Source organism: Hymenobacter sp. YIM 151500-1 (assembly GCF_025979885.1).
Taxonomy (GTDB): domain Bacteria; phylum Bacteroidota; class Bacteroidia; order Cytophagales; family Hymenobacteraceae; genus Hymenobacter.
The window spans coordinates 2,912,246-2,936,323 of the sequence record NZ_CP110139.1 but is presented as its reverse complement, the minus strand read 5'-3'; the positions used below and the strand labels follow the sequence as shown (position 1 = coordinate 2,936,323).

At 63.1% G+C, this 24,078-nt stretch carries 20 protein-coding genes and 1 pseudogene; 16 read left to right on the top strand and 5 right to left on the bottom strand.

Going from position 1 to position 24,078, the window contains the following annotated elements; translation table 11 throughout:
• The first annotated feature begins 28 nt into the window (after window positions 1–28).
• Entirely contained in the window at window positions 29–793 is a 765-nt protein-coding gene (tpiA, locus tag OIS53_RS12290) for a triose-phosphate isomerase (protein WP_264678866.1), read from the top strand.
• A gap of 221 nt (window positions 794–1,014) precedes the next feature.
• On the opposite strand, the gene OIS53_RS12285 is transcribed toward tpiA, so the two are convergent.
• Window positions 1,015–1,632 (bottom strand): MarR family winged helix-turn-helix transcriptional regulator, encoded by a 618-nt coding sequence (locus tag OIS53_RS12285; RefSeq protein ID WP_264678865.1) that lies wholly within the window; start codon window positions 1,630–1,632, stop codon window positions 1,015–1,017.
• Between the two features lie 123 nt (window positions 1,633–1,755).
• On the opposite strand from OIS53_RS12285, the gene OIS53_RS12280 reads away from it, so the two are divergent.
• The 5 genes from OIS53_RS12280 to OIS53_RS12260 all read left to right on the top strand — a co-directional run bounded on the left by OIS53_RS12280 (window position 1,756) and on the right by OIS53_RS12260 (window position 6,515).
• Window positions 1,756–2,463 carry an ABC transporter ATP-binding protein gene (locus OIS53_RS12280; protein ID WP_264678864.1) on the top strand — a complete coding sequence of 236 codons (708 nt, stop codon included), beginning with the start codon at window positions 1,756–1,758 and terminating at the stop codon, window positions 2,461–2,463.
• Between the two features lie 61 nt (window positions 2,464–2,524).
• A complete protein-coding gene (locus OIS53_RS12275) occupies window positions 2,525–3,463 on the top strand; it encodes an HlyD family secretion protein (protein WP_264678863.1) in 939 nt (312 codons plus the stop codon).
• 82 nt (window positions 3,464–3,545) lie between these two features.
• A complete protein-coding gene (locus OIS53_RS12270) occupies window positions 3,546–4,667 on the top strand; it encodes an ABC transporter permease (RefSeq protein WP_264678862.1) in 1,122 nt (373 codons plus the stop codon).
• A 24-nt stretch (window positions 4,668–4,691) separates the two neighbouring features.
• Window positions 4,692–6,074 (top strand): TolC family protein, encoded by a 1,383-nt coding sequence (locus OIS53_RS12265; RefSeq protein ID WP_264678861.1) that lies wholly within the window; start codon window positions 4,692–4,694, stop codon window positions 6,072–6,074.
• Window positions 6,075–6,164: 90 nt separating this feature from the next.
• The gene (locus tag OIS53_RS12260; protein ID WP_264678860.1) at window positions 6,165–6,515 is read left to right on the top strand and encodes a DUF6150 family protein; all 351 of its coding nucleotides are present in this window, start codon (window positions 6,165–6,167) and stop codon (window positions 6,513–6,515) included.
• Window positions 6,516–6,831: 316 nt separating this feature from the next.
• On the opposite strand, the gene OIS53_RS12255 is transcribed toward OIS53_RS12260, so the two are convergent.
• Complete coding sequence (locus tag OIS53_RS12255) at window positions 6,832–7,770, bottom strand: sigma factor (RefSeq protein ID WP_264678859.1); 939 nt, start codon at window positions 7,768–7,770, stop codon at window positions 6,832–6,834.
• 22 nt (window positions 7,771–7,792) lie between these two features.
• Here OIS53_RS12255 and OIS53_RS12250 point away from each other — a divergent pair, with 22 nt between their 5' ends.
• Entirely contained in the window at window positions 7,793–8,242 is a 450-nt protein-coding gene (locus tag OIS53_RS12250; protein ID WP_264678858.1) for a hypothetical protein, read from the top strand.
• 47 nt (window positions 8,243–8,289) lie between these two features.
• On the opposite strand, the gene OIS53_RS12245 is transcribed toward OIS53_RS12250, so the two are convergent.
• Window positions 8,290–8,934 (bottom strand): sterol desaturase family protein, encoded by a 645-nt coding sequence (locus tag OIS53_RS12245; RefSeq protein ID WP_264678857.1) that lies wholly within the window; start codon window positions 8,932–8,934, stop codon window positions 8,290–8,292.
• A 148-nt stretch (window positions 8,935–9,082) separates the two neighbouring features.
• On the opposite strand from OIS53_RS12245, the gene OIS53_RS12240 reads away from it, so the two are divergent.
• The 4 genes from OIS53_RS12240 to OIS53_RS12225 all read left to right on the top strand — a co-directional run bounded on the left by OIS53_RS12240 (window position 9,083) and on the right by OIS53_RS12225 (window position 11,804).
• Complete coding sequence (locus tag OIS53_RS12240; RefSeq protein ID WP_264678856.1) at window positions 9,083–9,217, top strand: hypothetical protein; 135 nt, start codon at window positions 9,083–9,085, stop codon at window positions 9,215–9,217.
• 176 nt (window positions 9,218–9,393) lie between these two features.
• Window positions 9,394–9,540: a hypothetical protein gene (locus OIS53_RS12235; protein ID WP_264678855.1), complete on the top strand. Its 147-nt coding sequence runs from the start codon at window positions 9,394–9,396 to the stop codon at window positions 9,538–9,540.
• 132 nt (window positions 9,541–9,672) lie between these two features.
• Window positions 9,673–10,443 (top strand): ABC transporter ATP-binding protein, encoded by a 771-nt coding sequence (locus tag OIS53_RS12230; protein WP_264678854.1) that lies wholly within the window; start codon window positions 9,673–9,675, stop codon window positions 10,441–10,443.
• Window positions 10,413–11,804, top strand: a complete 1,392-nt coding sequence (locus tag OIS53_RS12225; protein ID WP_264678853.1) for a hypothetical protein — start codon at window positions 10,413–10,415, stop codon at window positions 11,802–11,804. The genes OIS53_RS12230 and OIS53_RS12225 overlap by 31 nt, the downstream gene beginning before the upstream one ends.
• A 78-nt stretch (window positions 11,805–11,882) precedes the next feature.
• Here OIS53_RS12225 and OIS53_RS12220 read toward each other — a convergent pair whose 3' ends face one another.
• Window positions 11,883–13,532, bottom strand: a complete 1,650-nt coding sequence (locus OIS53_RS12220) for a S8 family serine peptidase (protein ID WP_264678852.1) — start codon at window positions 13,530–13,532, stop codon at window positions 11,883–11,885.
• Window positions 13,533–13,654: 122 nt separating this feature from the next.
• Between OIS53_RS12220 and prmA the strand changes: the two are divergent.
• From prmA to OIS53_RS12195, 5 genes and pseudogenes are all read left to right on the top strand, one after another.
• Window positions 13,655–14,506: pseudogene (gene prmA, locus OIS53_RS12215) on the top strand (50S ribosomal protein L11 methyltransferase); the annotation flags it as partial.
• A 353-nt stretch (window positions 14,507–14,859) separates the two neighbouring features.
• The gene (locus OIS53_RS12210) at window positions 14,860–20,118 is read left to right on the top strand and encodes a hypothetical protein (protein WP_264678850.1); all 5,259 of its coding nucleotides are present in this window, start codon (window positions 14,860–14,862) and stop codon (window positions 20,116–20,118) included.
• A gap of 300 nt (window positions 20,119–20,418) precedes the next feature.
• Window positions 20,419–21,060: a glycerol-3-phosphate 1-O-acyltransferase PlsY gene (gene plsY, locus OIS53_RS12205; protein WP_264678849.1), complete on the top strand. Its 642-nt coding sequence runs from the start codon at window positions 20,419–20,421 to the stop codon at window positions 21,058–21,060.
• A 30-nt stretch (window positions 21,061–21,090) separates the two neighbouring features.
• Window positions 21,091–21,534 (top strand): hypothetical protein, encoded by a 444-nt coding sequence (locus OIS53_RS12200; protein ID WP_264678848.1) that lies wholly within the window; start codon window positions 21,091–21,093, stop codon window positions 21,532–21,534.
• Window positions 21,535–21,663: 129 nt separating this feature from the next.
• Complete coding sequence (locus tag OIS53_RS12195; RefSeq protein ID WP_264678847.1) at window positions 21,664–23,025, top strand: dipeptidase; 1,362 nt, start codon at window positions 21,664–21,666, stop codon at window positions 23,023–23,025.
• A 107-nt stretch (window positions 23,026–23,132) separates the two neighbouring features.
• Here the strand turns inward: OIS53_RS12195 and OIS53_RS12190 are convergent, their stop codons facing one another.
• Window positions 23,133–23,924 (bottom strand): PorT family protein, encoded by a 792-nt coding sequence (locus OIS53_RS12190; protein ID WP_264678846.1) that lies wholly within the window; start codon window positions 23,922–23,924, stop codon window positions 23,133–23,135.
• Window positions 23,925–24,078: the final 154 nt, after the last annotated feature.

Sequence of the window (24,078 nt, the reverse complement as noted above, 5' to 3'; positions counted from 1 at the left end):
CGGCCCTCACGTACTTAGCCCCCATCCTATGCGCCAGAACATCGTTGCCGGCAACTGGAAAATGAACACCACCCTGCAAGACGCGCAGGCCCTGATTTCGGAAATCGTGCACATGGTGCAGGACGAAGTAACCGGCCCCGGCCCGCAGGTGGTCATCTGCCCGCCGTTTCCGTTTTTGGCGGCCGTGGGCAAGCAGCTGCCCCAGGGCAGCCGATTTCATTTGGGCGCGCAAAACTGCCACCAGAAGGAAAGCGGCGCCTACACCGGCGAAGTTTCGGCGCGGATGCTCCAGTCGGTGGGGGCGGAGTACGTGATTCTGGGCCACTCCGAGCGGCGCCAGTATTTCCGCGAGGATGATGAGCTGCTGAGCCAGAAGCTGAAAGCTGCGCTGGGTGCTGGTCTCCGGCCTATTTTCTGCGTAGGCGAGTCGCTGGAAACCCGCGAGGCCGATGAGACTTTTTCTTTCATCGAAAAGCAGCTGAAAGACGGTTTGTTTCACCTGTCCAATGAGGAGTTCGATCGGGTAGTCGTTGCCTACGAGCCCATCTGGGCTATTGGTACCGGCAAAACCGCCACCAGCCAGCAGGCCCAGGAGGTACACGCCTTCATCCGGGAGCAAATAGCCCGCGCCTACGACGCCCAGGCCGCCCTGAACACCACCATTCTCTACGGCGGCTCGGCCAACGCCCAAAACGCCCGTGAGCTGTTCAGCCAGCCCGACGTCGACGGCGGCCTCATCGGCGGCGCCTCCCTCAAATCCCGCGACTTTACGGAGATTGTGAAGTCGTTTTGAGGAAGTGAATGGTGACAGGTAACAGGTAACAGGTAGAACGGTCATGCTGAGCGAAGGCGCAGCCGTAGTCGAAGCATCTCTACTGGGGGTAACTCTCATCATGTGCGGACGAAGCGGGAGAGATGCTTCGGCAAGCTCAGCATGACGTTCTCACCTGTTACCTGTTACCTGTTACCTGTTACCTGTCACCTGTCACCTGTCACCTGTCACCTGTCACCCCCTCACTTTTGACTAAAAAACTGCGTGGTGTGGATGTCGTTGAGGGGGCTGAGCAGGCGCAGGAGCTGGAGCTGGTCGGGGGGCGGAAGGGGGCTGAACAGCTGGGTGGTGAGCTGTTCCATGCGGGTGGTAGCCTGTTCGAGGGCTGCCTGCCCGGTGGGCGTGAGGTAGAGGCGGCGCACACGCCGGTCGGTGGCGTCGGGGGTTTCCTGCAACAAGCCAGCCTGCACGAGGCGGCGCGTTACTTCCGTCACGGTGCTCAACTCCAGTAAGTTCAGGGCCGCCACTTCCGACTTGGTATGCGTGCCCTGAAAGCCAATGGCGGCCATAACGCCAAACTCCCGAATAGACGTAATAGGCAGATTAGCCAGCGCCTGCTGGGCATGGAAGTGGTAGAAATGGCTTAAGCGCACCAGCAGAGGACCCAACTGGTGGGTAGGAGGCATGTGGTTGAGGTAGGCCGGGTGCGCGTGGTAGGGCAGCTCGGCACCGGGCTCCGGGGGCGCGGTGTGGGCGTGCAGCCAGGCTCCGAAGCCGGCCGCCGTGGGCTCGGGCGTAGAGCCTTCGTAGTCGGCCAAATGGTCGAGGATGGTGTGCAGAAGAGTGTAGTCGCGGGCCATGTAAGGCAACGGGTAAGGGCAACGGAGCCCACTGGGCACTATAAATAATTTATTTAGTTTTGTTTCGTATCAAATTTAGTTATAGTTCGTAGTAGATTTGCTGGCCATTCCAACCCTATTCTTATGCCTGACGCAGCAACTCCGGTGGCCGAAGTTCGGCAAGCCGGCAAGGTCTACCAAACCGGCGACACCACCATTACGGCTCTGGAGCCGAGTAGTCTGGTGGTGCGGGCGGGGGAGTTGCTGCTGGTTGTGGGGCCGTCGGGCTCGGGCAAAACGACGCTGCTGTCCTTGTTGGGCTGCGTAATTTATCCGTCGCAGGGCGAAGTGCTGGTGGGTGGGCAGGCGGTGAGTACCCTCAATGAGCGGCAGCTGGCCGAGCTGCGCCTGCGCAACATTGGTTTCGTGTTTCAGAGCTTCAACCTGATTCAGCCCCTCACGGCCGAGGAAAACGTGTTGCTGCCCCTGCGCTTGCAGCAGGTACCCGCCGCCGAAGCCCGCGACCGGGCCCGGCACGCCCTAGAAACCGTGGGCATGGCCGACCGCGCCCGGCAGCTGCCCAAGCAGCTCTCGGGCGGGCAGCAGCAGCGCGTAGCCATTGCCAGGGCCCTGGTTACGGAGCCGCCCCTCATTCTATGCGACGAGCCCACCGCCGCCCTCGACCCCAAATCGGTGGAGGTGGTGATGGGTGAGCTGAAAACCCTGGCCGCCCATGGCAAGGCCCTGGCCGTAGTTACCCACGACCTGCGCCTGCGCCCCTTTGCCGACCGCCTCGTGTACGTAGACCAGGGCCGGGTACAGGAGCACGCCCCCGATGCCGACCTGCACTAATTGCCAGGGCCGAAAGCTCGAGGGCCACCGCTGAACATTCTGTTTCACTACTCTTCTTCTCATGCGCAAGTATTCGTTTTGGTGGGGCCTTCTGCTGCTGGTCGGCTGCGGGGGCAATGACGAGCAAAAACCAGCTGCCGCGCCTGCCCCCGTGGCCGTGCAGCCAGCCCAGGTGCGCGAGGTAGTGGCCCTGGGCCGCATCGAGCCCGAAGCCAAGCTCAGCAGCCTGGCAGCCGAAGTGAGCGGGGTGGTGAGCCGGCTGGCGGTGCGCGAGGGGCAGCGGGTGCAGAAGGGCGACCTGCTGCTGGAGCTGACCAGCACCGTGGAACAAGCCCAGCTCACGCAGGCCCGCAGCCGCCTGGCTACCCAGCAGGCGCAGATTCAGGCCGATGAAGCGGCCCTGCGTAGCGCCCAGGCCAAAGCCGCCAACCTGCGCCGCACCGCCGACCGGGTAGCCGACCTGGCCGCCCAAGGTGCCGACACCCAGCAAAGCGCCGACGACGCCCGCACCGACTACCAGGTGCAGGAGCAGGAAGTAGCCCGCCTGCAAAGCACCCTGGCCGCCGCCCGCCGCCAGCTGCAAGAGCTGCGCGCCGACATTGGCGTAAATGCCGCCCAGCTGGCCCAGCGCCAGGTGCGCGCCCCCACCGATGGGCAGGTGCTCCGCCTGGATGTAGAAGTAGGTAGCAGCGTGAGCCCCGGCACCAGCCTCGGCGACTTTGCCCCGGCTGGCCGCACCACGGCCTTGTGCGAGGTAGATGAGCTGTTTGCCGGCCGCGTGCGAGAGGGCCAGGCCGCCTACATACGGCCTCAGGGTGGGCAAGACACCCTGGCCACCGGCACCGTCATCTACGTAGCGCCCTACCTGAAGCAAAAGTCCCTATTCGCCGAAACCGCTGGCGACGCCGAGGACCGCCGCGTACGGGAGGTGCGCATCGTGCTGCCCCAGGCCCAGAATCTGCTGTTCAACAGCCGCGTGGAGTGCGTGATTTTCTTATAACAAGCTGTAAGCCGCAAGCTGCAAGCTTTCAGAACATCAGCTGGTAGCTTGTGGCTTATAGCTTGTAGCTCAATCTAAAGCTATGTTCCGCACCGCGTTTCAATTCATTCGCTACGACAAGGCCAAGAGCATCGGGGCGTTGCTAGGCATTGTGATTAGCTTGTTTCTGATTGGGCAGCAGAGCGGCATTTTCATCTTCCTGACCAATGCCATGTCGAGCCTGGTGGATAATACCCCGACGGACTTGTGGGTGGTGGATAACCGCACCACCAACGTCAACGCCCTGGCCCAGCTCGATGTGCGCAAGCTGCGCGAGGTGGCCAGCTTACCGGGCGTGCGGGCGGCCTCGGCGGTGGTCATTGCCGGGGGCTCGGCCAGCTTTCCGGATGGCACCAGCGCCGGCGTGCAAATCATCGGCTCCGACCCGGCCACCTTCCGGGCCGGCCCGACCCGGCTCGTGCAGGGCACCTACGCCGACCTAATTCCCGACGGCGCCATGAGCTTCGACCGGTACGACTCCAAGGCCCTCGGCGGGGCGCAGGTGGGGACGGTGTTTGAAATCGGGGGCAAGCGGGTGTACCTGGCTACGATGACGGAGGGGCTGCGCGGCTTCGGGGCCGTGTACATGTATACCACCCTGGAGCGGGCCCGCCGCCTGGGCAATATTCCCGCCAGCCGCATCAGCGCCGTGCTCGTGGACGTGCAGCCCGGCGCCAATCCGGCCCAGGTGCGCGACCAGATCAACCGCACCATCAACGGGGTGCGGGCCTGGCTGCCAGCCGACTTCTCCGCCGAAACCAAGAAAACCGTGCTCGGCTCCTCGGGCATTGCCATCAGCTTCGGCACGCTCATCGTGTTTGCGGTGGTGTCGGGCTTCTTCATCATCGGCCTTACCCTGTACTCGGCGGCCACCGACCGGATTCGGGACTACGGCACGCTCAAGGCCATTGGGGCCAGCAACGGCTACGTAGCCCGGCTGATTCTGCTACAGGCCGCCTTGTTTGCGGCGGCGGGCTTCGGGCTGGGGTACTGCTTTATTGAGCTGTTCCGGTTCGGCATCGGCAAAACGGGAGCTTTGTTCAGTTTCAGCTGGCTGATGCGGGCCGGCTTTTTCGGCATCACCTTGCTGATCAGCATGGGCGGAGCCGTGTTTGCCATCCGCCGCATCAACGGCGTCGAACCGGCCAGCGTGTTCCGCGGCTAAAACTGTCTTCCGGCTATGCGAATCGTGTTTTTTCTTTCTGTGATGATGAGCCTGCCCCTGGCTGCGGTGGGGCAGGGGAGCAGCGCGGCGCCTAGTGCCCCAGCCGCACCGCAGGAGCTGAGCCTGGCCCAGGCTATTGAGCTGGCCAAAACAAGCCAGGGCACCTACCGCAACCTCACGCTCGACCAGCAGATAGCCGCCCAGGCCAGCCGGGCCACGCGGGGCTTGTACGGCCCGCAGCTGTCGGGGGCCGCCGACCTGCGCTACAACGCCATCCTGCCCACCAACATCATCCCCAACTTCGCCAATCCCGCTTCGGGTGAGCGGCTAGCCGTGCGCTTCGGTACCAAGTGGCAGTCCAGCGCCGGCCTCACCCTCAACCAGCGCATCTACGATGCCGGGGCCCTGGCCCAGCGCCGCACCGATGCCGTGAGCGAGCAGCTGGCCGCCAACGCCGCCCTGCGCGGCCGGGTGGCGCTGGTGCAGGACGTAAGCCGGGCCTACTACGAAGCGTTGCTGCGCGAAACCCAGCTCGGCTTTGCCCGCGCCGACTCGGTGCGCACCCAGGCCGTCTACCAGGACCTGGCGGCCCGCCAGCGCGCCGGCCGTGCCCTGGCTACCGATGTGGCCACGGCCCGCATCAACCGCACCAACGCCACTCTGGCCCTGGACCTGGCCCGCCAGAACGTGGTGCTGAGCAAGCAAAACCTGCTGGCCACGCTGGGAACCGATGCCACCCAGGCCGCTACGCTGCGCCTTACCGACCCGCTGGCTTCTCTGCTCACGGCCACCGCCGACACCGCCGCCTGGACCGCCAGCCCCGCCCCGGCCGCCGCTGATGTAGCCGCCCGCCGTCCCGAGTACCAGCAGGAGCAGCTGAACGCCGAGCTGGCCCTGGCCGCCGAGCAAACCGAGCGGCGCGGGGCCCGGCCGACGCTGGGCGTAGTGGGCTTTCTGGGCGCCCAGGGCTTCGACGATAAGCTGACCAGCGCCTTAAACGTGCCCAACTGGTACGGCAACTCCTACGTGGCCCTGCAAGCGGCCCTGCCCTTGCTCGACGGCTCGGCCCGCGCTACCCGCGTGGAAACCCAGCGCCTGCGCGCTGAGCAGGCCCGCAACCGTCAGGCCGACTTACAGCAGACCATCCGCTACGAGGCCGCCAATGCCCGCGTACAGCTGCAAAACGCCTGGCGCACCGTGGCCGTGCGCCGCCAGAACGTGGCCGTGGCCGCCGAGTCGGCGGGGCTGGTGCGCCTGCGCCAGCAGGCCGGCCGCGCCCTGCCCCGCGAAGCCCTCGACGCCGAAGCCACCCAGCAGCAAGCCCAGCGCGACTACCTGCAAGCCGTGTACGACTTCCTGACGGCCCGGCTGGAGTACGCCCGCGTTACGGGAACCCTGACGGAGTAAGGGCTGAACTTCCCGCGTATCTTTACCGTTGGCTCGGCTACTTGGCCTGGTTTTCCTTTTATGCTGTCGGCTCTTCTGCTTTCCGGTTTTTTGGCTCTGAATCCGTTTGCCGCGCCCCGCGTGCCGCTGGCAGCTCCGGCGGCGGTGGCCGGCTCCGTTGAGCCCTGCCGCATTTTCGGCTCGGTGTACCTGGAAACCGACCCGCGCCGCCGCGGCTACTGCTTTGCCACGGTGTATGTGGAGCCCGAAGAAGCCTTTGCCGACGTGCTGGTATACCGGGAAACCAACAAGCTCTTCGCCGACAAAGCCGGCCTCTGGTACCTGACCGACGCCCGCGACTTCGCCGACTACGCCTTCTTCGTCACCGACAACCGCAACCTGGCCGACTTCAGCTTCCAGTACACCAAAGTGCGCTCCTACGCCGGCTGCCGCACGCGGTAAGGTGATAGTGTTGTTGCGAGGAGGCACGCTATTCCGCGCAGCAAGCGGCGTCAAGCCACTCTTGTCAGAGCGCCAAACATCCGGAATTTCAAAAGCCAAACGGAGTGCCGCCGGTGAAGTCGATAAGCTTGATGGCGAGGTTTTGTCAGAGGTTTTTGGTGATGAGGTGGTTGTCGGCATCCACGGCTAGCTGACGAATATTAGGGTTCAGGCCGTCAGGCAGTGCCGCAGCAAGCGGCGCAGTAGTGGCTAACGCTGGCCCGTAGAGCAGCAGCAAAGCAGGCAGTGCCGGTCCCTAAACAGCCTCCAAACCGTATTATAAGTGGATTCTGGTCGCATCGCGCACGATATACAGCGCCGCCACGCCAGCTGAGCTATGCTCCAGCAGGACGACCGTATCCGCCACGGTGCTTGCCGGCTCGAAAAGCAGGAGGCCGAGCGAATTATTGATGAGCGCCACCTCGGCCCGCAGGCCCGGCGCAAATTTCTGGTACAGCCCCAGCAGGTAGCGGCCGCAGGCCTGTGGCCCGTAGATGGGCCGCCGGGCTGCCGGCCGGGGGCCGCCGTCGGCGTAGATGGTCACGTCGTGCCGAAGCAGCTGCACCAGCTGGCTTAGGTCGCCGACCGTCACGGCTCGGCGGAAGGCCGTCAGCAAGCGCTGCTGCTCGCGCGCCGAGGGCTGAAAGCGCGGCTGGCGGGCCCGCAGCCGCTGCTGGCCCCGGTGGTAGAGCTGCCGGCAGTAATCCGTCCGAATGTCGAGCAACTCGGCCAGCTCTTCGTACTCGTAGGCGAAGCTTTCCTTGAGCAGTAGTACGGCCCGCTCCAGCGGCGAGAGCGTGGCCAGCGTGAGCCAGAGCCCGAAAGACACGTCGAGGCCGGCGTCGAGGGCGTAGCGGGGGTGGACCAGCGGCTCGGGCAATTCTGTGCCGGTGGCCCGGCGCGGACGGTGGGCCAGCAGGGTCAGGCAGCCGTTCTTGACGGCGCGCAACAGGTAGCGGCGCGGGTCGGCTACGTGGTCGTGATTAGCCGCAAACCAGTTGGCCAGCACTTCTTGCACGAGGTCCTCGCTATCGGCGGCGTGGCCGGTGAGGCGGTAGGCAAAGGCAAACAGGGAGCCGCGCAGTTCGGTGATGGGCTCCGCCGGGCCGGACCGGGGCACCTCCGGCCGGGGGCCGGGCCCGGCCGGGGTCGCGCCGGAAAAGATTTCCGACGAGTTGTCACAAACAGCTGGCGGGCGGGTCTTAGTTGAACTCATTGCTTCTCTAACTGCTCCTTATATGTCCTCGCCGTTGCCCTTGTGGGTCCGCCTCAACCTCTGGTACCTGGTTATCAGCAATGTGTTCCCCGGCGTGTGGGCCGCGTTCGGCCCCCAGTCATTTTACGATTTTTTTCCCGATTTCGGCCTGGGCCTGCGCTGGGTGGCTTCCGATGGGCCGTACAACGAGCATCTTATCCGCGACGTGGGGGCCTTTTTTCTGAGCGTGAGCATACTTCCCCTGCTGGCCCTGCTGCGGCCCCGGCTGGTAGCGGTGCGCGCCGTGCCGCTGTGCCTGCTGCTCTTCAACGGCCTGCACCTGGCCTACCACCTGGGCCACCTGCACATGGTAACGCCCGTCAACCGCTACACCAGCATCGCCGCGCTCATCGGCAGCCTCGTGCTGACCGTTACGCTCTGGCTGGCGCCGACCGATTCGACCCCTGCTGCGGCGCCGGGGGTAGCTTCCTAAGTGCAGCGGCCCCACCGAACTAGCTCCGTGACTGGTCGTTGGTGACGTCAACGCGGCTTCGGCATGGTACCCAGCAGGTGGTCCCAGAGCGTACTCGATACGCCAAAGGCTACTTGCTCTTGGCGGTAGTGGTGCTGGGCGTGGTGCGTCCACCAGACGCGCAGGAAGTTTTTGGGCGGCGCGTAGGCGTGAATGGCGTAGTGCACGAACAGGTACGAAGCGTAGCCAAACGTGAAGCCGGCCAGCATACCGAAGGCCCAGTTGTGGAACACCAGCCGGAAGACAAAGAACAGCAGCGAGGCCACGAACACCGTGATAAAGGGCGGCATGGCCAGCCGGGTTTTGTCCTTCGGAAACTCGTGGTGGACGCCGTGGATGACGTATTGCAGCCGGGCCCGGCGCGGGGTAGTGGCCGGCAGGTGGTAGAGGTAGCGGTGCAGGGCGTATTCAAAGTAGGTAAACAGTAGCCAGCCGGCCAAAAACAGGCCCAGCGCCGAGAGCCCCGGCAGCAGGCCGTGCGCCAGGCCGTAGCCCAGGCTGGCCAGCGCGGTGCTCAGAAAAATGCCTACCGGCCAGGCGATGTGCGTGTGCGAAAGCCGCTCCAGCAGCGGATGTTGAAAAAGCTGCGCCGAGCCTTTGTGCTTGGGACGAACAGCAGGAGAAGCCAGGGGCTCCGAAATAAGAGGGGACATAGGGAAGCAGAAAGAGGATAACGGTTTTCCAGTAGACCAGCCAGCCGCCCGTTTGTGACAGGCCCCGCTCACTTTTGAGAGCAGAACGCCCGGTAAGCGGCTGCGTGACGTAGCCGCGGCCGGGACTTCCTAGTTACTACAGTGCTTTATGAAACCAGCCAGCCACTACTACAGCCTCTTGGCGCGCTTGGCCCTGGGAGCCGGCCTGCTCTCGGCCGTGGCCGACCGCCGAGTGGACCTGTGGGGCGCGCCGGGACAGTCGCAGGTGACTTGGGCCGTGTAGGCGCATTTTGTCGCCTACACGGCCCAAGTCAATTCCTTTCTGCCGGCGGGACTATCCCCGCTGCTGGCCACGGCAGCCGAGCTACTATTCGGTGTTTGCCTCGTGCTGGGCTAGCTCACCCGGCTGGCGGCCTACGGCGCGGCGGCCCTGCTGCTGGTCTTTGCGCTGGCCATGTGGTGTCCCTCGGCATTAAGGCACCCCTCAACTATTCCGTGTGGGCCGCGGCGGGGTGCGCCCTGCTGCTGGCCGCCGCGCCGACTTACCCTTGGAGCGTGGATGCCTGGCGGGCCGCGGGGCCGAAGCGTCTGGGCGGCTCGTCCTGACGTTCGCAGTCCGTTTACACCAAGTCAGGCCTACTGCCAGGATTCTGATCCGGATACGAAAGGGTGGCTGCAACCCTGTATCTTGGCCGCTGCGCACCGCATAGTAAGTGCAGCTATATATAACCGACGCGTATGCACGTAGAGCTACGGCAGCTAACCAAGTCATTCGGCCCGAAAACCATTCTGCGCGACGTAACGCTGCACGCGGAGCCCGGCATGTGCGTAGGCGTATTGGGCCGCAACGGGGCCGGCAAGAGCACCTTGTTCAACCTGCTCACCAATGTGCTGCTGCCCAGCAGCGGGCAGATTGTGCTGGATGGGGAAGTGCAGGGCGAAACGTTTCCGGTGGCCCTGAAGCGGCGCATGGGCGCCCTCATCAACCAAGGCCACCTCGTGGAGCAGCTCACGGCCGAGGAGTATTTGCAGTTCGTGGCCCGCATCTACGACCTGCCCGACGCGGCCCACCGCATTGGCAGCCTGCTCAACCACCTGCTCGAAGACTACGACACGGTGCAGCGCCGCCGGCTCAGCTCGTTTTCCACGGGCATGAAGCAGCGCGTAGCCGTGGCCTCTTGCCTGCTCCACCGCCCCGACCTGCTCATCCTCGATGAGCCCTTGAACGGCCTCGACGTGTTTGCGGCCAGCCGCCTGCTGGAGCTACTCAGCAGCTACCGCAGCCAGGCCCTCACGTTTGTGTCGTCGCACAACCTGACCCACATCGAGCAGCTGGCTACCCACTTGCTTATCATTGATGAAGGTGACGTGAAGTTTTGGGGCCCGCTGGCGGAGTTCCGGCAGGGCCGCGACGCCTACCTCTCCGAGGCCTTGCTCCAGCTGCTGCACCCGGTCACCACTTCAACCCAAGACTTGACATGGCTGACCAGCACCGCCCCGGAACGCTAGGCCACTACGTGCCCTATCTGCTGGGCCGCCACCTGCGGGCCGGGGCCTGGCCGCCCGAAATCGGCAAACGGGCTATACTGGTTTTGCTGGGCCTTCTGGCCGTTGTATACGGGTTGGGCTTCGGGCACATGCTCGGCAACCACGACTTGTCGGCTACGCTCAGGGCAAACTTCTTGCTGGGCCTGTACGGTACGGTGTTTACGAGCACGCTGCTGGTTGACTTCGTGCCCAGCTACCGGCCCGTGCAGCGCCTGCTGCCCGACCACTTTCCGGTGTCGGGGCGGCGCAGCGCGGAGCTGGCGTTTCTGCTCGACCTGATTTCGCTGCGGCGCTTGCTGTTGGGGGTATTTCTGGCGGCGCTGGCGTGCGTGCCGGGGCAGCAGCGGGTGGCCTTGCTGGGGGTGGCGCTGCTACTAGGTGCCACGGCCCTGAGCTTTGGGCTGCGCTGGCTGCTGACCTGGGGCCGGGGCCGGCGCCACCCACTCGTAGCAGCCTACGCAGCCGTGCTGGCCCTGGCCGGGGCTTGGCTGACGCTGGCAGCAACCAAGAGCTTGACCGGGCCGCTGGCTGCTGGGCTGCCGTGGCTGGTGGCCCTGCTGCCGCTGGGGCTGCTGGCGGGGCAGGTAGCTGGGCTGGGGCCGCAGTTTCTCAACCGCAACCTGGTGCGCCCCGCCCTCGATACGGCCGAAAGCCAATGGCTGGCCCGCCTCTCGCCGGAGTGGAAAGCCTACTTGCGCAAAACCTGGCCCGCGCTCAGCATGGGGCTGGCGTTTAAGGTGTTTCTGCTGGTAGCAAGCAGCGTGATGCAGGCCAAGCACGGCTCCGACTCTAGCAGGTCTATCTTCTACCTCGTTTTTCTGCCGGTTATTAGCTTCACCTATGCCAACAACAACCTTTACGGCTACCTCTATTCGCTGACCTTGAACGAGTTGCAGCGCCTGGGCCTGACATCCCGCCTACTGGTGCTCTACCTCAGGCTGGCCGTGCCCGTGCTGTTGCTCGACTGTCTGCTGTCGGCAGTGCTGCTGGTGGCGTTGTTTCCGGCCTCAACCTGGCCGCTACTGGGGCTGCTGCCCTTGAGCGCCGGCGTATTCCTGGCCCTGGGCCTGTGGGGTAGCCTCTCCAAAGCCAAGCCCGTGTACAAAAACCTCGACCTGATGAACATGCGCAACAATGCCTCTACGCTCATGAACATCCTGACCCTGGCCACAGCTGCAACGCTGTATTTTATGCCGTGGTGGTGGGTGCGGGCCGGGCTGGCCGTCAGCATCATGCTCACGGCCGTGGTGCCGGTGCGGCGCCTCCTCAGCAACCACGGCCCCCAGCGCCGCCAGCTCCACCACCGCCTCCAGAGTATGTGAGTAAGCGGCAAGCTCTGTTCTGACGATATCCAGGACAGGGCTTGCCACTTACAGCGTATAGCTTGCCGCTGACCGCCATTACTCAACCACCAGCGTACGGCCGGTGCCGGCCAGGCTCACGCGGTACACGCCGGGCGCCAAAGTAAGCGGCACCTGCATGGAGAGGCTGGTCAAGGCCTGGTGATACACCAGCTGGCCTACGCTGTTGAAAATCTGCACCTGCTGGTTAAGCAGGCGTGCATCGGAGGTGCGCAGGGTGAGCTGGTGGCGGGCCGGGTTGGGGAATACATCCAGGGCGGCCTGGGGCAGCCGGCTGGCCTGGCTGCTGCTGGTAACCACGAAGGAAAGGGCACGGGCAGCATTGATGCGGCCGTGTCCGTAGTATTGGTCCCAGCCCGGCGTGTCTTCCGCGGGGTTGCCCACCAGGTCGTCGGCCGTGGATTGCAGGGTGGTTTTCACCTGGGCCGGCGTGAGCTGGGGCTTCAGCGTGAGCAGCAGCGAGGCCAGGCCCGCCACGTGCGGCGCGGCCTGCGACGTGCCACCCCAATAGGTGTTGTAGTTGTTGTCGGAGCGGTGATGCAGGCCGTAGATGTAGTTGCCGGGCGCCACCACCGACACGTGAGGCCCGAAGCTGCTGCCGCTGCTGGCATTCCAGAAAAACGGGCTGCTCCGCGTATCATCGGGGTTGGTGGAGCCCACGGCTATGACGCCCGTCAGGCCCGCCGGGTAGTACACCGTGCTGCTGTTGGCATTCATCATGCAGGCCACTACCACCACACCGCGCTGGGTGGCATAGTCCACGGCGTCTTGCATGGCCTGCGAGGAACTGGTGCCGCCTAAGGACATATTGATAACCCTAGCCCCGTTGTTGACGGCGTAGTAGATGGCCTTGATCCACCAGGAATAAAAGCCGTTGTTTTTATCATCGAGGGCCTTGCAGGTCATCAGCTTACAGCCCCAGTTCACGCCGGCGTAGCCCACCGAGTTGTTGCCCGAAGCGCCGATAATGCCGGTGACATTGGTGCCGTGCCCCACGTCGTCGGTCAGGTTGGCGGTTTCGTCCACGAAGCTCCAGCCGTTGATGTCATCCACGTAGCCGTTCTGGTCGTCGTCGAGGTTGTTGGCGGGAATTTCGCGGGCGTTGCGCCAGAGGCGGCCGCTGAACTCGGGGTGGTCGAGCTTGCAGCCGCTGTCGATGATGGCCACCGTCACGGAGGCGTCGCCCTGGGTGATGGCCCAGCCGTCTTCCATCTTCATATCGGCCCCCGGCCTGGCCGACGACAGGCTGAAACTCCCCGTATTGTTCAGGCTCCATTGCCGGCCGTAGAGGGCATCGTTCGGGGCCAGGCCCTGCTGGCCGCCGCCCCGCCCGGCCGCGTCCAGCTCTACGTAGCGAAACAAGCCGCTCTGCTGGTACGCCGCCCGCACCTGCCCGGCATCGGTGCCGGCGGGCAGCGTCACTACGTACACGGCCGGCACCCCGGCGGTGGCGGCAGAACTACTCGGCGAAGGGCTGGGGTTCAGCGCCTCGGTCCGCACGGCTCCGTAGCGGCGATTCAGCTGCTCGAAAGCCCATAGTGTAGAGTGGGCCTGATTGTTCTCCTGGGCCTGGGCGGTCCGCGGGCTGTCGGCGAGGCGCACCAGCAGGCGCGGCGCCGGTTGCTGGGCCAGCGAGGCAGCCGGTTCCGCCAGGGCCAGCAGGGTGAGCAGGGGTAGCAGGTGCTTCATAGGCCGGTAAGTTAAGTGTCTGATGCACAAATCCCCCAATACTGTTCAGCTAATCTAAGCCCCGGCCCCTGCGGCTTTGCAAGGCAAGGCGGCGCGGTCCTACCTGAGTGGCGGGGCGCGGAATGCGGCGGGCTGGCTTTTTCGTCCGAACTTGCCGCCCGAACCGGGGACGTGTCCACGGGCCCCGGACTCAACTGCTGCTACCCATGGATTATATTGAACTGCGCGTGCAAGCCCCGCGCGAGCTGGCCGACATTCTGGTGGCCGAGCTGGCCGAGGTTGGCTTCAACACCTTTGAAGACAACGACGAGGGCTTCTGCGCCTACATCGACGAAGACCAGTTCTCGCCCGACAACGTGGCCGAGGTTATGAGCCGCTACGAAGGCCTGGGCGAGCTAGAATACGGCCACCGCACCATTACGCGCCAGAACTGGAACGCCGAGTGGGAGAAGAACTTCCAGCCCCTGGTTATTGCCGATAAAGTATCGGTGCGGGCGCCCTTCCACGAGGCCCGGCCCGACTTGCCCCACGACATCGTGATTATGCCGCGCATGTCCTTCGGCACCGGCCACCACGACACCACGGCCCTGATGATTACCAACCAGCTCGGTCTCGACCACCAGGGCAAGCGGGTGCTCGACATGGGCTGCGGCACGGGCATTTTGGCCATTATGGCCGTGCAGCTGGGGGCCCGCTCCGTGCTGGCCGTGGACGTGGAGCCCTGGACCGCCGAAAACGCCGCCGATAACGCCCAGGAAAACCACGTGCAGGACCGCGTGGAAGCCCGCCTCGGCGACGTAACCGCCCTGGAAGGGGAGGAGCCCTTCGACCTTATCCTGGCCAACATCAACCGCAACGTGCTCCTGGACGACATGCCCGCCTACGCCCGCTACCTGCGGCCCGGCGGCCCCATCCTGTTTTCCGGTTTCTACGAAGACGACCTGCCCCTCATCCGCCAGGCCGCCGAGCAGGCCGGCTTCCGCTACGAAAGCCACCTGACCCAGAACCACTGGGTATCGGCGGTATTCCGGAAGTAGGCCCCTGGTAAAGCTGCCAGCTACAAGCCGCAAGCGGCAAGCTCTGTTCTAGATGTTGTTAGAACAGAGCTTGCCGCTTGCGGCTTATAGCTGGCAGCTTTCCAGTGGTATACCAGCTCGGCCGGTACGGACGTTGAGCGGCTGCCGGCTGCCCTCGGGAAAGACCGGAATTGAACGATTAAAAGCTGGACTATAATTGTGCTGAGGCTCAGGCCACAAGCCTCCGGAAAGTGCTGGCTTTTCCTGAAATTGTAGGCCATTAATCAGAATTGACGCTGAAGTACCAGAATATGAAGCTCTCTACAGTGAAATGGGTGTGTGCGGTGCTGTTGGGCTTGAGCACGCCGGTGTGGGCGCAGCAGCCGAAGACGCCCCCCGGCAAGCAGCCTGCCGGCGCGGCTCCGGCGGCGCCCGTGCTGCCCAAGTTTACCGGCAAGCTCAGCTCAGAGCCCGAGCAGTTTATGGTGGACGCGCAGTCGATGATGGCCAGCACCAACAATGCCGGGGCTAAGGCCTCGGCGGCCAAGCTCCAGCAGGTGTGGGCCAGCAACCGCCTCACGGCCACCAACCAGCGCCACATCGTGGCCCTGAGCCAGTACATGCTGGCCCGCAAGTTCCGGCCCAAGCCCCACTTCGAGCTGTTTTTCACAGCCATTACGGCCGCGGCGGGCACCGAAGGCTTCTCGGACCAGCAGATGACCGAGTTCCTGGACGTGGTGGCGAAGACCCTGGAAAAGGAGCCCGTAGCCGACACCGAGAAGTTCCTGTTCAACTCGGCCAACTTCCTGCAAAGCCGCTACCTGTACCGCTCCCGCTACAGCTCCCTGCGCGTAGTGGGCGGCACGTTCAGCTTCGCCTACAACGCTGCGGATATGCCCTCGATGGCGCCGCCCGCCGCGCCTCAGCCTGCCCCGGCCCCGGCCGATGCCAAGTCGCAGAGCGGCAAAGCCCCTAAAAAGAAAAGCGCCGACGGCTGGGACACGGCCGACATGTGGAGCGGTGGCGACTGGGGCGCCGATGATGGCTGGGGTGGCACGGCCAAGAAAACCGCGCCGGCCGCTAAAGCCGGCACGCCTGCCAAAGCTTCGCCCGCGCCGGCCTTCGAGCCCACGCCCTTCTACAACAGCTACGTAGCCCCGCCCACCCGCGGGCCGGTACTGCTCATCAAGGATGCCGACCTGTTTATGGCCTCGCCGGCCGACTCGGTGTACATTCGCAAAACCAGCGGGGCGGTGGTGCCGGCCCACAGCCGGTTTGTGGGCTACGGCGGCGAGTTTGCCTGGCAGGTGAAGGGCAACCCCGCCTCGGCCCAGCTCACCACCTACGACTTCGACATCAGCAAAGCCGAATTCACGGCCCAGCCCGTGACCCTGACCTACGCGGCCGTGCTGGAAACGCCCATCAAAGGCGCCCTGTCGTACAAAAGCGTGAAGAAAAAGCCCGGCGCCACCGACTCCGGCTACCCGCGCTTTATCTCGCTCACCAACGACGCCCGCGTCAAGAACATCGGCGACAATATCCGCTACTACGGAGGCTTTTCGCTGGCCGGGGGGCGCACGTTGTCGGCTTCGCTGGATGGATCCTTGTCGCGGATTCTGGTGGACGTAGACGGCAAGCCCAAGTTCCGGGCCGCATCGGGGGCCTACGAGCTGGGCGACTCCGTAATTACGGCCCAGCGCGCAGCCGTGACCATCTACCAGGGCAAGCAGGACTCGCTGACCCATCCCGGCGTGCGGTTGAAGTTCTCCAAGCCCCAGCAAACCTTGCAGCTGGCCCGCGAAAGCGGCCTCTACAAAACCACGCCCTACTACGACTCCTACCACCAGATGGAGATTTCGACGGAGCTGCTGACCTGGCCCCTGCGCACGTCGAGCATCGACCTGACCATGCTCACGGCCAAAAACCAGGTGACGGCCAACTTCGAGAGCAAGGAGTTCTACACCAACACCCGCTACCAGCAAATCAAGGCCATTAATAAGCTGCACCCTTTGCAGATGATTGTGGGCTACAGCCTCGAAAACGGCAACACCAAGCTGTTTACGGTGCAGGACGTAGCCACCTTCCGCAAGCTCCGGCCCGACAACGTGCGCTCGGCCGTGGCCGGCCTGGCCCGCGACGGGTACGTGGGCTGGTACCCGCAAACCGACCAGATTCTGCTGCTGCCCAAGGCTTTGCACTACGTCAACTCCTCGCGCGGCAAAAAGGACTACGACCATATTGCCATCAAGAGCCTCTCACCCTCGGGCCGCAACGCCACGCTCGACCTGACCACCAACGACCTGATTGTGCGGGGCGTGGACCGCTTCAACTTTTCCGACGACTCCGTGACCGTGTTCGTGAAGCCGGATTCCTCGGTGATTCGGATTCAGAAAAACCGCGGGGTGCTGTTCAACGGCACCGTGGTGGCCTCGGCTTTCGTGTTCAAGGGCAAGGAGTTCAAGTTCGACTACGACGGGTTTTACATCGACCTGGTGAAAATTGACTCCATCATCGTGAAGGGCAAGGGCTCGAAGGGCTCGGTGATGAAGGCCCGCAAGGATGTGGACTGGACCCTGACCAACAAAAAGAAGAACTCGGCCGGCCGCCTCTACATCAACCACCCCAACAACAAGTCGGGCCGCAAGAAGCTGGGCGCCTACCCCACCTTCGACGCCACCACCGGCGCCTACGTATTCTTCAACAAGCCCGAAATCCTGGGCGGCGCCTACGACACCACCATCTTCTTCGACATCCCGCCCTTCAAGCTCGACTCGCTCAACAACAAAAACCGGGCGGCCGTGGGCTTCAAGGGCACGTTCGTGAGCGGGGGCATCATGCCCAACTTTAACACCAAGCTGTCTATGCAGGACGACGGGTCCCTGGGCTTCGTGTACAATATTCCGAAGGAGGGCTTCCCGCTGTACGGAGGCAAGGGCCGGCTCCACAACAAGGTGGCCATGAGCAACCGCGGTATTCAGGGCATCGGCAACGTGAAGTACCTGACCGGCGACTTCAACAGTGAGCAGTTTATCTTCTACCGCGACTCGGTGGTGACGGTGGGCAAGACGGCCACCATTTCGCCGGGCCCGCTCAACGGGACGGAGTTTGCCAAGGTCACCTTCCTGCCGGGCTACCAGATGAAGTGGGCCGTAAAGCAGGACTCGATGTACCTGACCACTCAGCCTAACGGCGAGGCCTTCCGCATGTACGACCTCAACAACGGCTTTAAAGGCACGCTCACCTACACGCCCGGCGGCCTCTACGGCGACGGCCGCATGGACGGGGCGCAGTCGTTTATCCGTTCCACGGCCTTCGAGTTTAAGCCCACGCGCTACACCGGCCGCAAGGCCACGCTGAGCATCAAGTCGGCGGAGGTGAACAAGCCGGCCGTGACGGCCAACAACGTAAACTTCACCTTCGACCTGAAGGGCGGCAACACCGAGTTTGCCCGCGAAGAAGGCGACACCAAGTCCAGCATCGACTTGCCTTACTCCCAGTACCGCACTACACTGTCGGGGGGCAAGTGGGACTTCAAGAAGAAGATTGTGCAGTTCAAGGTGGCGCCGGGCGCCGACTCGTCGCGTTCCTTCTTCTATAGTACCAAGCCCGAGCAGAACGGCCTGAAGTTCCAGGCCGCCAGCGGGCAGTACGACCTGAGCCGCTACCGCCTAGTGGCCGGTGGTGTGCCCCGCATTGCCGCCGCCGACGCCTGGATTACGCCTGATTCCAACAAGGTGTACATCCTGCCCAACGCCGTGATGCGCGACTTCCAGAACGCCAGCATTGTGATGGACACCCTGCACAAGTACCACAACCTGTACAAGGGCGAAATCAAGGTGTTGTCGCGCCACGCCTTCAGCGGCAATGCCCTGTACAGCTACAAAAACGCCGCTGCCGACTCGTTCGCCATCAAGTTTGCCAACTTCCGGGTCGATTCGTCGGCGGTGGCTACGGCTTCGGTGGGGCGCAACGCCGGAAAGAACGGCAATGGCAAGGGCCTGCTCAAGCGCGGGCCCGACGAGCCGGAGCCCCTGCCGTCGCCGCCCACCCTGGCCACGGCCACCCTGGCGGCTACCGACAAGTTCCATTTGGCCCCGCGCATTGCCTACCGCGGCGGGGTGCAGATGAACTCCCAGCGCAAAGGATTTATGTTTGACGGCCAGGCCCGGCTGGAATTTGTGAAGGCCCAATCGGCCTCCGAATGGTTTGCCGTGCAGGACAGCATCGACCCCAAGAGCATCCGGGTGAAGGTGGAAGGCGCCAAGTCTGACGACGGTACGCCCATGCTGTCGGGTCTGTTCTTGTCGGAAGGCACGGGCAAAGTGTACCCGCTGTTTGTGGCGCCCAAGCCAGGCGTGACAGATGCCAACCTGTTTGAGGTGGACGGCTCAGTGCGCTACGACCAGAAGAAGCGCATCTACGCCATCAGCCGCCACAACCCCGCCGACCCCGACGTGTACGAAGGCTCGGTGCTGACCCTGCAAGACTCGACCGGAGCCATGAATTTCCGCGGCAAGCTCAACTTCATCAACTCCAACAAGGACTACGCCCTGGCCGCCTCGGGCCTGGGCTACGCTAAGCCCGACAGCGGCATCTACGAGCTGGATGCGTTTATGAACATCGACATCAACCTGCCCGAAAAAGCCGTGGAAGCCATGGGCCAGGACCTGGCCACCAACGCCAAAGGCCTACCCGAAGCCCTGAACACCTCCCAGGGCCAGCTGTATAAGATAGGGGAGTTTGTGGGCAGCAAAGCCGTGCAGGACTACAGCTCCCGCAAGGGCAACGCATCGTTGCAGAAGCTGTCGGCCAAGTTTCTCCACACGCTGGTGCTGAGCCAGGTGAACCTGCGTTGGGACGAGCGGCTCAAGGCCTGGTACTCGGTGGGCAAGATTGGGTTGGTGAGCGTGGGCAAGAAAGACATCAACGCCCTGATTGACGGCTACATCGAAATCAAGAAGGAAAGCACTGGCGACAACGTGGAAATCTACCTCGAAGCCGAGCCCCAGACCTGGTACTACCTCAAGTACCAAAACAACACCATGCTGGCCAAGGCCCAGCACGGCTCCTTCGACGAAATTGTGGGCCTGAAAGCCAAGGGTGACTACAACACGGCCACCGAGTACGGCTTCTTCCTCGGCGACGACCAGGAGGTGCAAACCTTCCTCAACCACTTCCGCAAGGACTACCTCAAGGAAACCGGCAAGAAGAAAATCAACACCACCCAGCCCGTGAGCAGCGGCAGCTTCGACTTCATGGAGGAGGGCAACAAAAAGAAAAAGAAGAAGAAAGACCCCGTAGACGAAGCCCTGCAAGCCGAGCCCGGCGCCGCCCCGCCCGCCGAGGAGCCCGCCAAGAAAAAGAAGAAAAAGGACGAAGCCACGGAAGCCGCCCCGGCCCCAACTCCCGCCGCCACCGAGCCGGCTCCTCCCGAAGACACCGGCAAAAAGAAAAAGAAGAAGGAGGAAGCCGTCGACGCCGCCCCGCCCGCCGACGCCCCCGCTCCCCCTCCCGCCGACGACAAAAAGAAGAAGAAAAAGAAGGAAGCCGACGACCCCTTCGGCGACTAGTAACCTAGAGAAGCCCCTGCTGCATAACGCGGCAGGGGCTTTGTATTAGATGACGCCTGGCTCGGCCGCCGGCCCCGATGGCGCGGGGCTAACCCTTATGCCATCGAGGCTTTCCACACAATGACGACTGGCTCCCGCTCTCCCCCGGAGAAGAGGCTGGGGGGTGAGGCGCACGGCAGGGGCTTGTTAGAGCCTGGGCCGCTGGCGCCCTGAACAGGACGGATTGCTTCGTCGTGCCTCCTCGCAATGACAAGTCACCATCTGACCTCTTGTATCTTTAGCCCAACGACTTTTCTCCATATGAACCTACCCCTTGTTTTTGGCCTGCTGGTGGCCGCCTACCTCATTGGCTCCATTCCGACGGCCCTGTGGGTGGGGCGCTGGTTTTTCGGGCTCGACATTCGGGAGCATGGTTCCGGCAACGCTGGCGCCACCAACACCTTCCGGGTGCTGGGCAAGCGGCCGGGCTCCTTCGTCATGGCCGTGGATGTGCTCAAGGGCTGGGTGGCTACGTCGTTGGCCACGGTCATGCTAAACCAGGGCGCTATTGTGCCGGAGCAGCTTTTGTACTTCCAGCTGGCTTGCGGCATTTTGGCCGTGGTGGGGCACATTTACCCCATCTGGGCGGGGTTCCGCGGGGGCAAGGGCGTGGCTACGGTGCTGGGCATGATGCTGGCTATTGCCCCGGCCACCGTGGGCGTGTGCATTCTGGTGTTTATCACCGTGCTGCTCCTGTCGCGCTACGTGTCCCTGAGTAGCATGACGGCCGGAGTGGCCTTTGCCCTGCTGCAACTGTTGCCCCAGTTTCGGCCGCAGAATCAGCTACTGGTGTGGTTTGGCTTCGTGCTGGCCGGCCTGCTCATCTACACCCACCGCGCTAATATTGGGCGGCTGCGGGCTGGCACCGAGAGCCGCGTGCCTATGCCGTGGGATAAGAGGTAGGAAGCGGCTTTTAACTTGAAAACGTACCTAATGAGCCATACTATACGTCGCTTTATTGTTGTATTGCTGTTTGTAAGCGTTTGCCAGCCTGCTTATGCATTAGGTGATTTCATCATCCCTCAAACTTTCGGCTTGATTATCGGCATTCCGGGGGCCATAGCGTTGCTTTGGTCGCTTACTTCCGCTGTGAGGCAACGTAATACAGCAGCAGAGCCGACGAACAGCCATCAGATATTAATTTTTACACTTGCGACAGTATTTAACATCGTATATGCGTGGCTGATTTGGCTATTCGATTCCGCTACCTGGGACGGAGATACTCCCAATGAGGTAGCTCGGGGAATAGTATTTATGCTGCCAACTTTGATGCTCGTAGCAGTTGCTGTTCTTCGGCAGTGGCCTTATCGGGCTTTAGTCGTATCAGGAAGTTGCCTATTGGTCTGGTTAGGGTACCTGATATATACGCTTGCTTAAACAGCACAGTGAACAGGAAATGATGAGTTGAGGTACCAGATACCCCAGCGAATACAGCACGGCAAGACCAATTCCTTTCCTACTTTTACCCTCCTAGCATTCCTAATCACCCAACCCCCCGCTCCCTTTATGTCCTACCTCCAGCAGAACCAAGAGCGTTTTCTGAACGAGCTGCTTGATTGGCTCCGCATCCCTTCCGTATCGGCCGACCCCAAGTTTCACGGCGACGTGCTGCGGGCCGCTGAGTACCTGAAAACCCGCCTCGAAGAAGCCGGCCTGGAAAACGTGGAGCTGTGCGCCACGGCCGGCTACCCGATTGTGTACGGCGAGAAACTAGTGGACCCCAATCTGCCCACGGTGCTGGTGTACGGGCACTACGACGTGCAGCCCGCCGACCCCTACGAGCTGTGGGATTCGCCGCCGTTTGAGCCAGTCGTCAAGGACGGCAACATATACGCCCGCGGGGCCTGCGACGACAAAGGACAGGTATACATGCACGTGAAGGCCCTGGAAATGATGAGCCAGCAGGGCCCGCTGCCCTGCAACGTGAAGGTGATGGTGGAAGGCGAGGAGGAAGTAGGCTCCAACAACCTGGGCACCTTCGTGCGCCAGAACAAGGACAAGCTCAAGGCCGATGTCATTCTGATTTCCGACACTGGCATCCTCTCCAACGAGCAGCCCAGCATTGAGGTGGGGCTGCGCGGCCTGAGCTACCACGAGGTAGAAGTAACCGGCCCCAACCGCGACCTGCACTCGGGCCTGTACGGTGGGGCCGTGCCCAATCCCATCAACGTGCTGTGCAAGATGATTGCCTCCCTGCACGACGAAAACAACCACATTACCATCCCCGGCTTCTACGACCAGGTGGCCGTGCTGAGCGAGGAGGAGCGGGCCGAGCTAAACCGCGTGCCGCACTCCGACGACGAGTTCAAACAGAGCATCGGCCTGAAGGACACCTACGGCGAGGCAGGCTACACCACCGTGGAGCGCATCGGCATCCGGCCTACGCTGGACGTGAACGGCATTTGGGGCGGCTACACCGGCGAGGGCGCCAAAACCGTCATTGCTTCCAAGGCCCACGCTAAAATCTCGATGCGCCTGGTGCCCCACCAGACTTCCGCCGAAATCACCCAGCTATTCCAGCGCCATTTTGAAAGCATAGCGCCCAGCGGCGTGACGGTGGTGGTGAAGCCCCACCACGGCGGCGAGCCAGTCGTAACCCCCACCGACTCGGTGGCCTACCAGGCGGCGGCCAAAGCCCTGGAAACCAGCTTCGGCAAAAAGCCCATTCCGACCCGCGGCGGCGGCTCCATTCCCATTGTGGCCATGTTCAAAACGGAGCTGGGGCTGGATACCGTCCTGCTTGGCTTCGGGCTCGACTCCGATGCCATCCACTCGCCCAACGAGCATTACGGCTTGTTCAACTTCTTTAAAGGCATCGAGACCATTCCGCTGTTTTATCAGAACTATGCGGCTGGTATGAAACAGTGAGATTGAAATAGACCTGAATACAAAGGGCGCCGCTGGCCAGCGGCGCCCTTTGTATTCAGGTCTAGGGGCACCTTATGAAAGTGGCAGAACGCGTCGTTTTTAACAACCTATGGTTGCTTGGGCAAAGCTGGTGCTGGTGTCGCTGGCGCAGTGGCCGGAGCCGCTGGCGGCTTCCGGAACAAACGGCCAACGGCACGCATTGCGCCCACCGGCACCGTAACAAATAGAAAGCGGCCGGCCCGGACGCTACCGCGCGCCACGGCTTTACCGGCCTGCCCTGCCTGCCGGGGCTCAAATACGTAGCTCATGTAGAACTCAATGGCACTGCTGCGTAAGCGCACCTGGGTATGGTCGACTAGCTCCACCGGGCGGTAGAGATTCTGCCAGTTCCCGTTGTAGCGCCAGCCCAGGGTCAGACCCGTGGTGTCCTGGTAGCCAAACCCCGCGGCGAAGCCTATAGCACGCGACTGAAACAGTGTGCGGCCCAAAGAACCCTGGCTTGGGGTGTTGGGTGCGGCGGCCAGCAGCCAGCTAAACTGCGGGCCCGCCTCAAAGTACAGGTCGCCGGGGTGGTACTGGAGTAGCACGGGCACGTTTAGGTAGCTAAGCCGGTGGCCAATGGATGGGCCGTAGGCCGTGGCACCGTCGCCCCGGTGAGCATAGAGGGCTTCGGCCTGCACCGCTAGTCGGGCCAGCGGCTGCACCCGTAGCAGGGCTCCGCCGTGCCCGCCGAGACGCAAGGAGCTGCCGTGCGCATCGGGCCCGACGCCGCTGGAAACGGCAGCGCCCCCTTTCAGGCCCAGTAGTAGGAGAGGAGGGGAAGCGGGGCGCTGCCCTAGCGCCGCCCCCGGCAGCAGTAGACTCGCCACAACGGCCAGCGCCCGAACTGAAATAGGCATAAACAGAATAGGAATAGAAAAGCCAAATACACCAAACGGCAGCCCCAATGTGCCGCGCTAGGCACGATGCCGCCGGATATGACGAGCCTAGGCAATTACTGCCGAGCTAATAGCAATTGTAACGCGAAGTTTCACTTCGCGACTGGTAGAACGA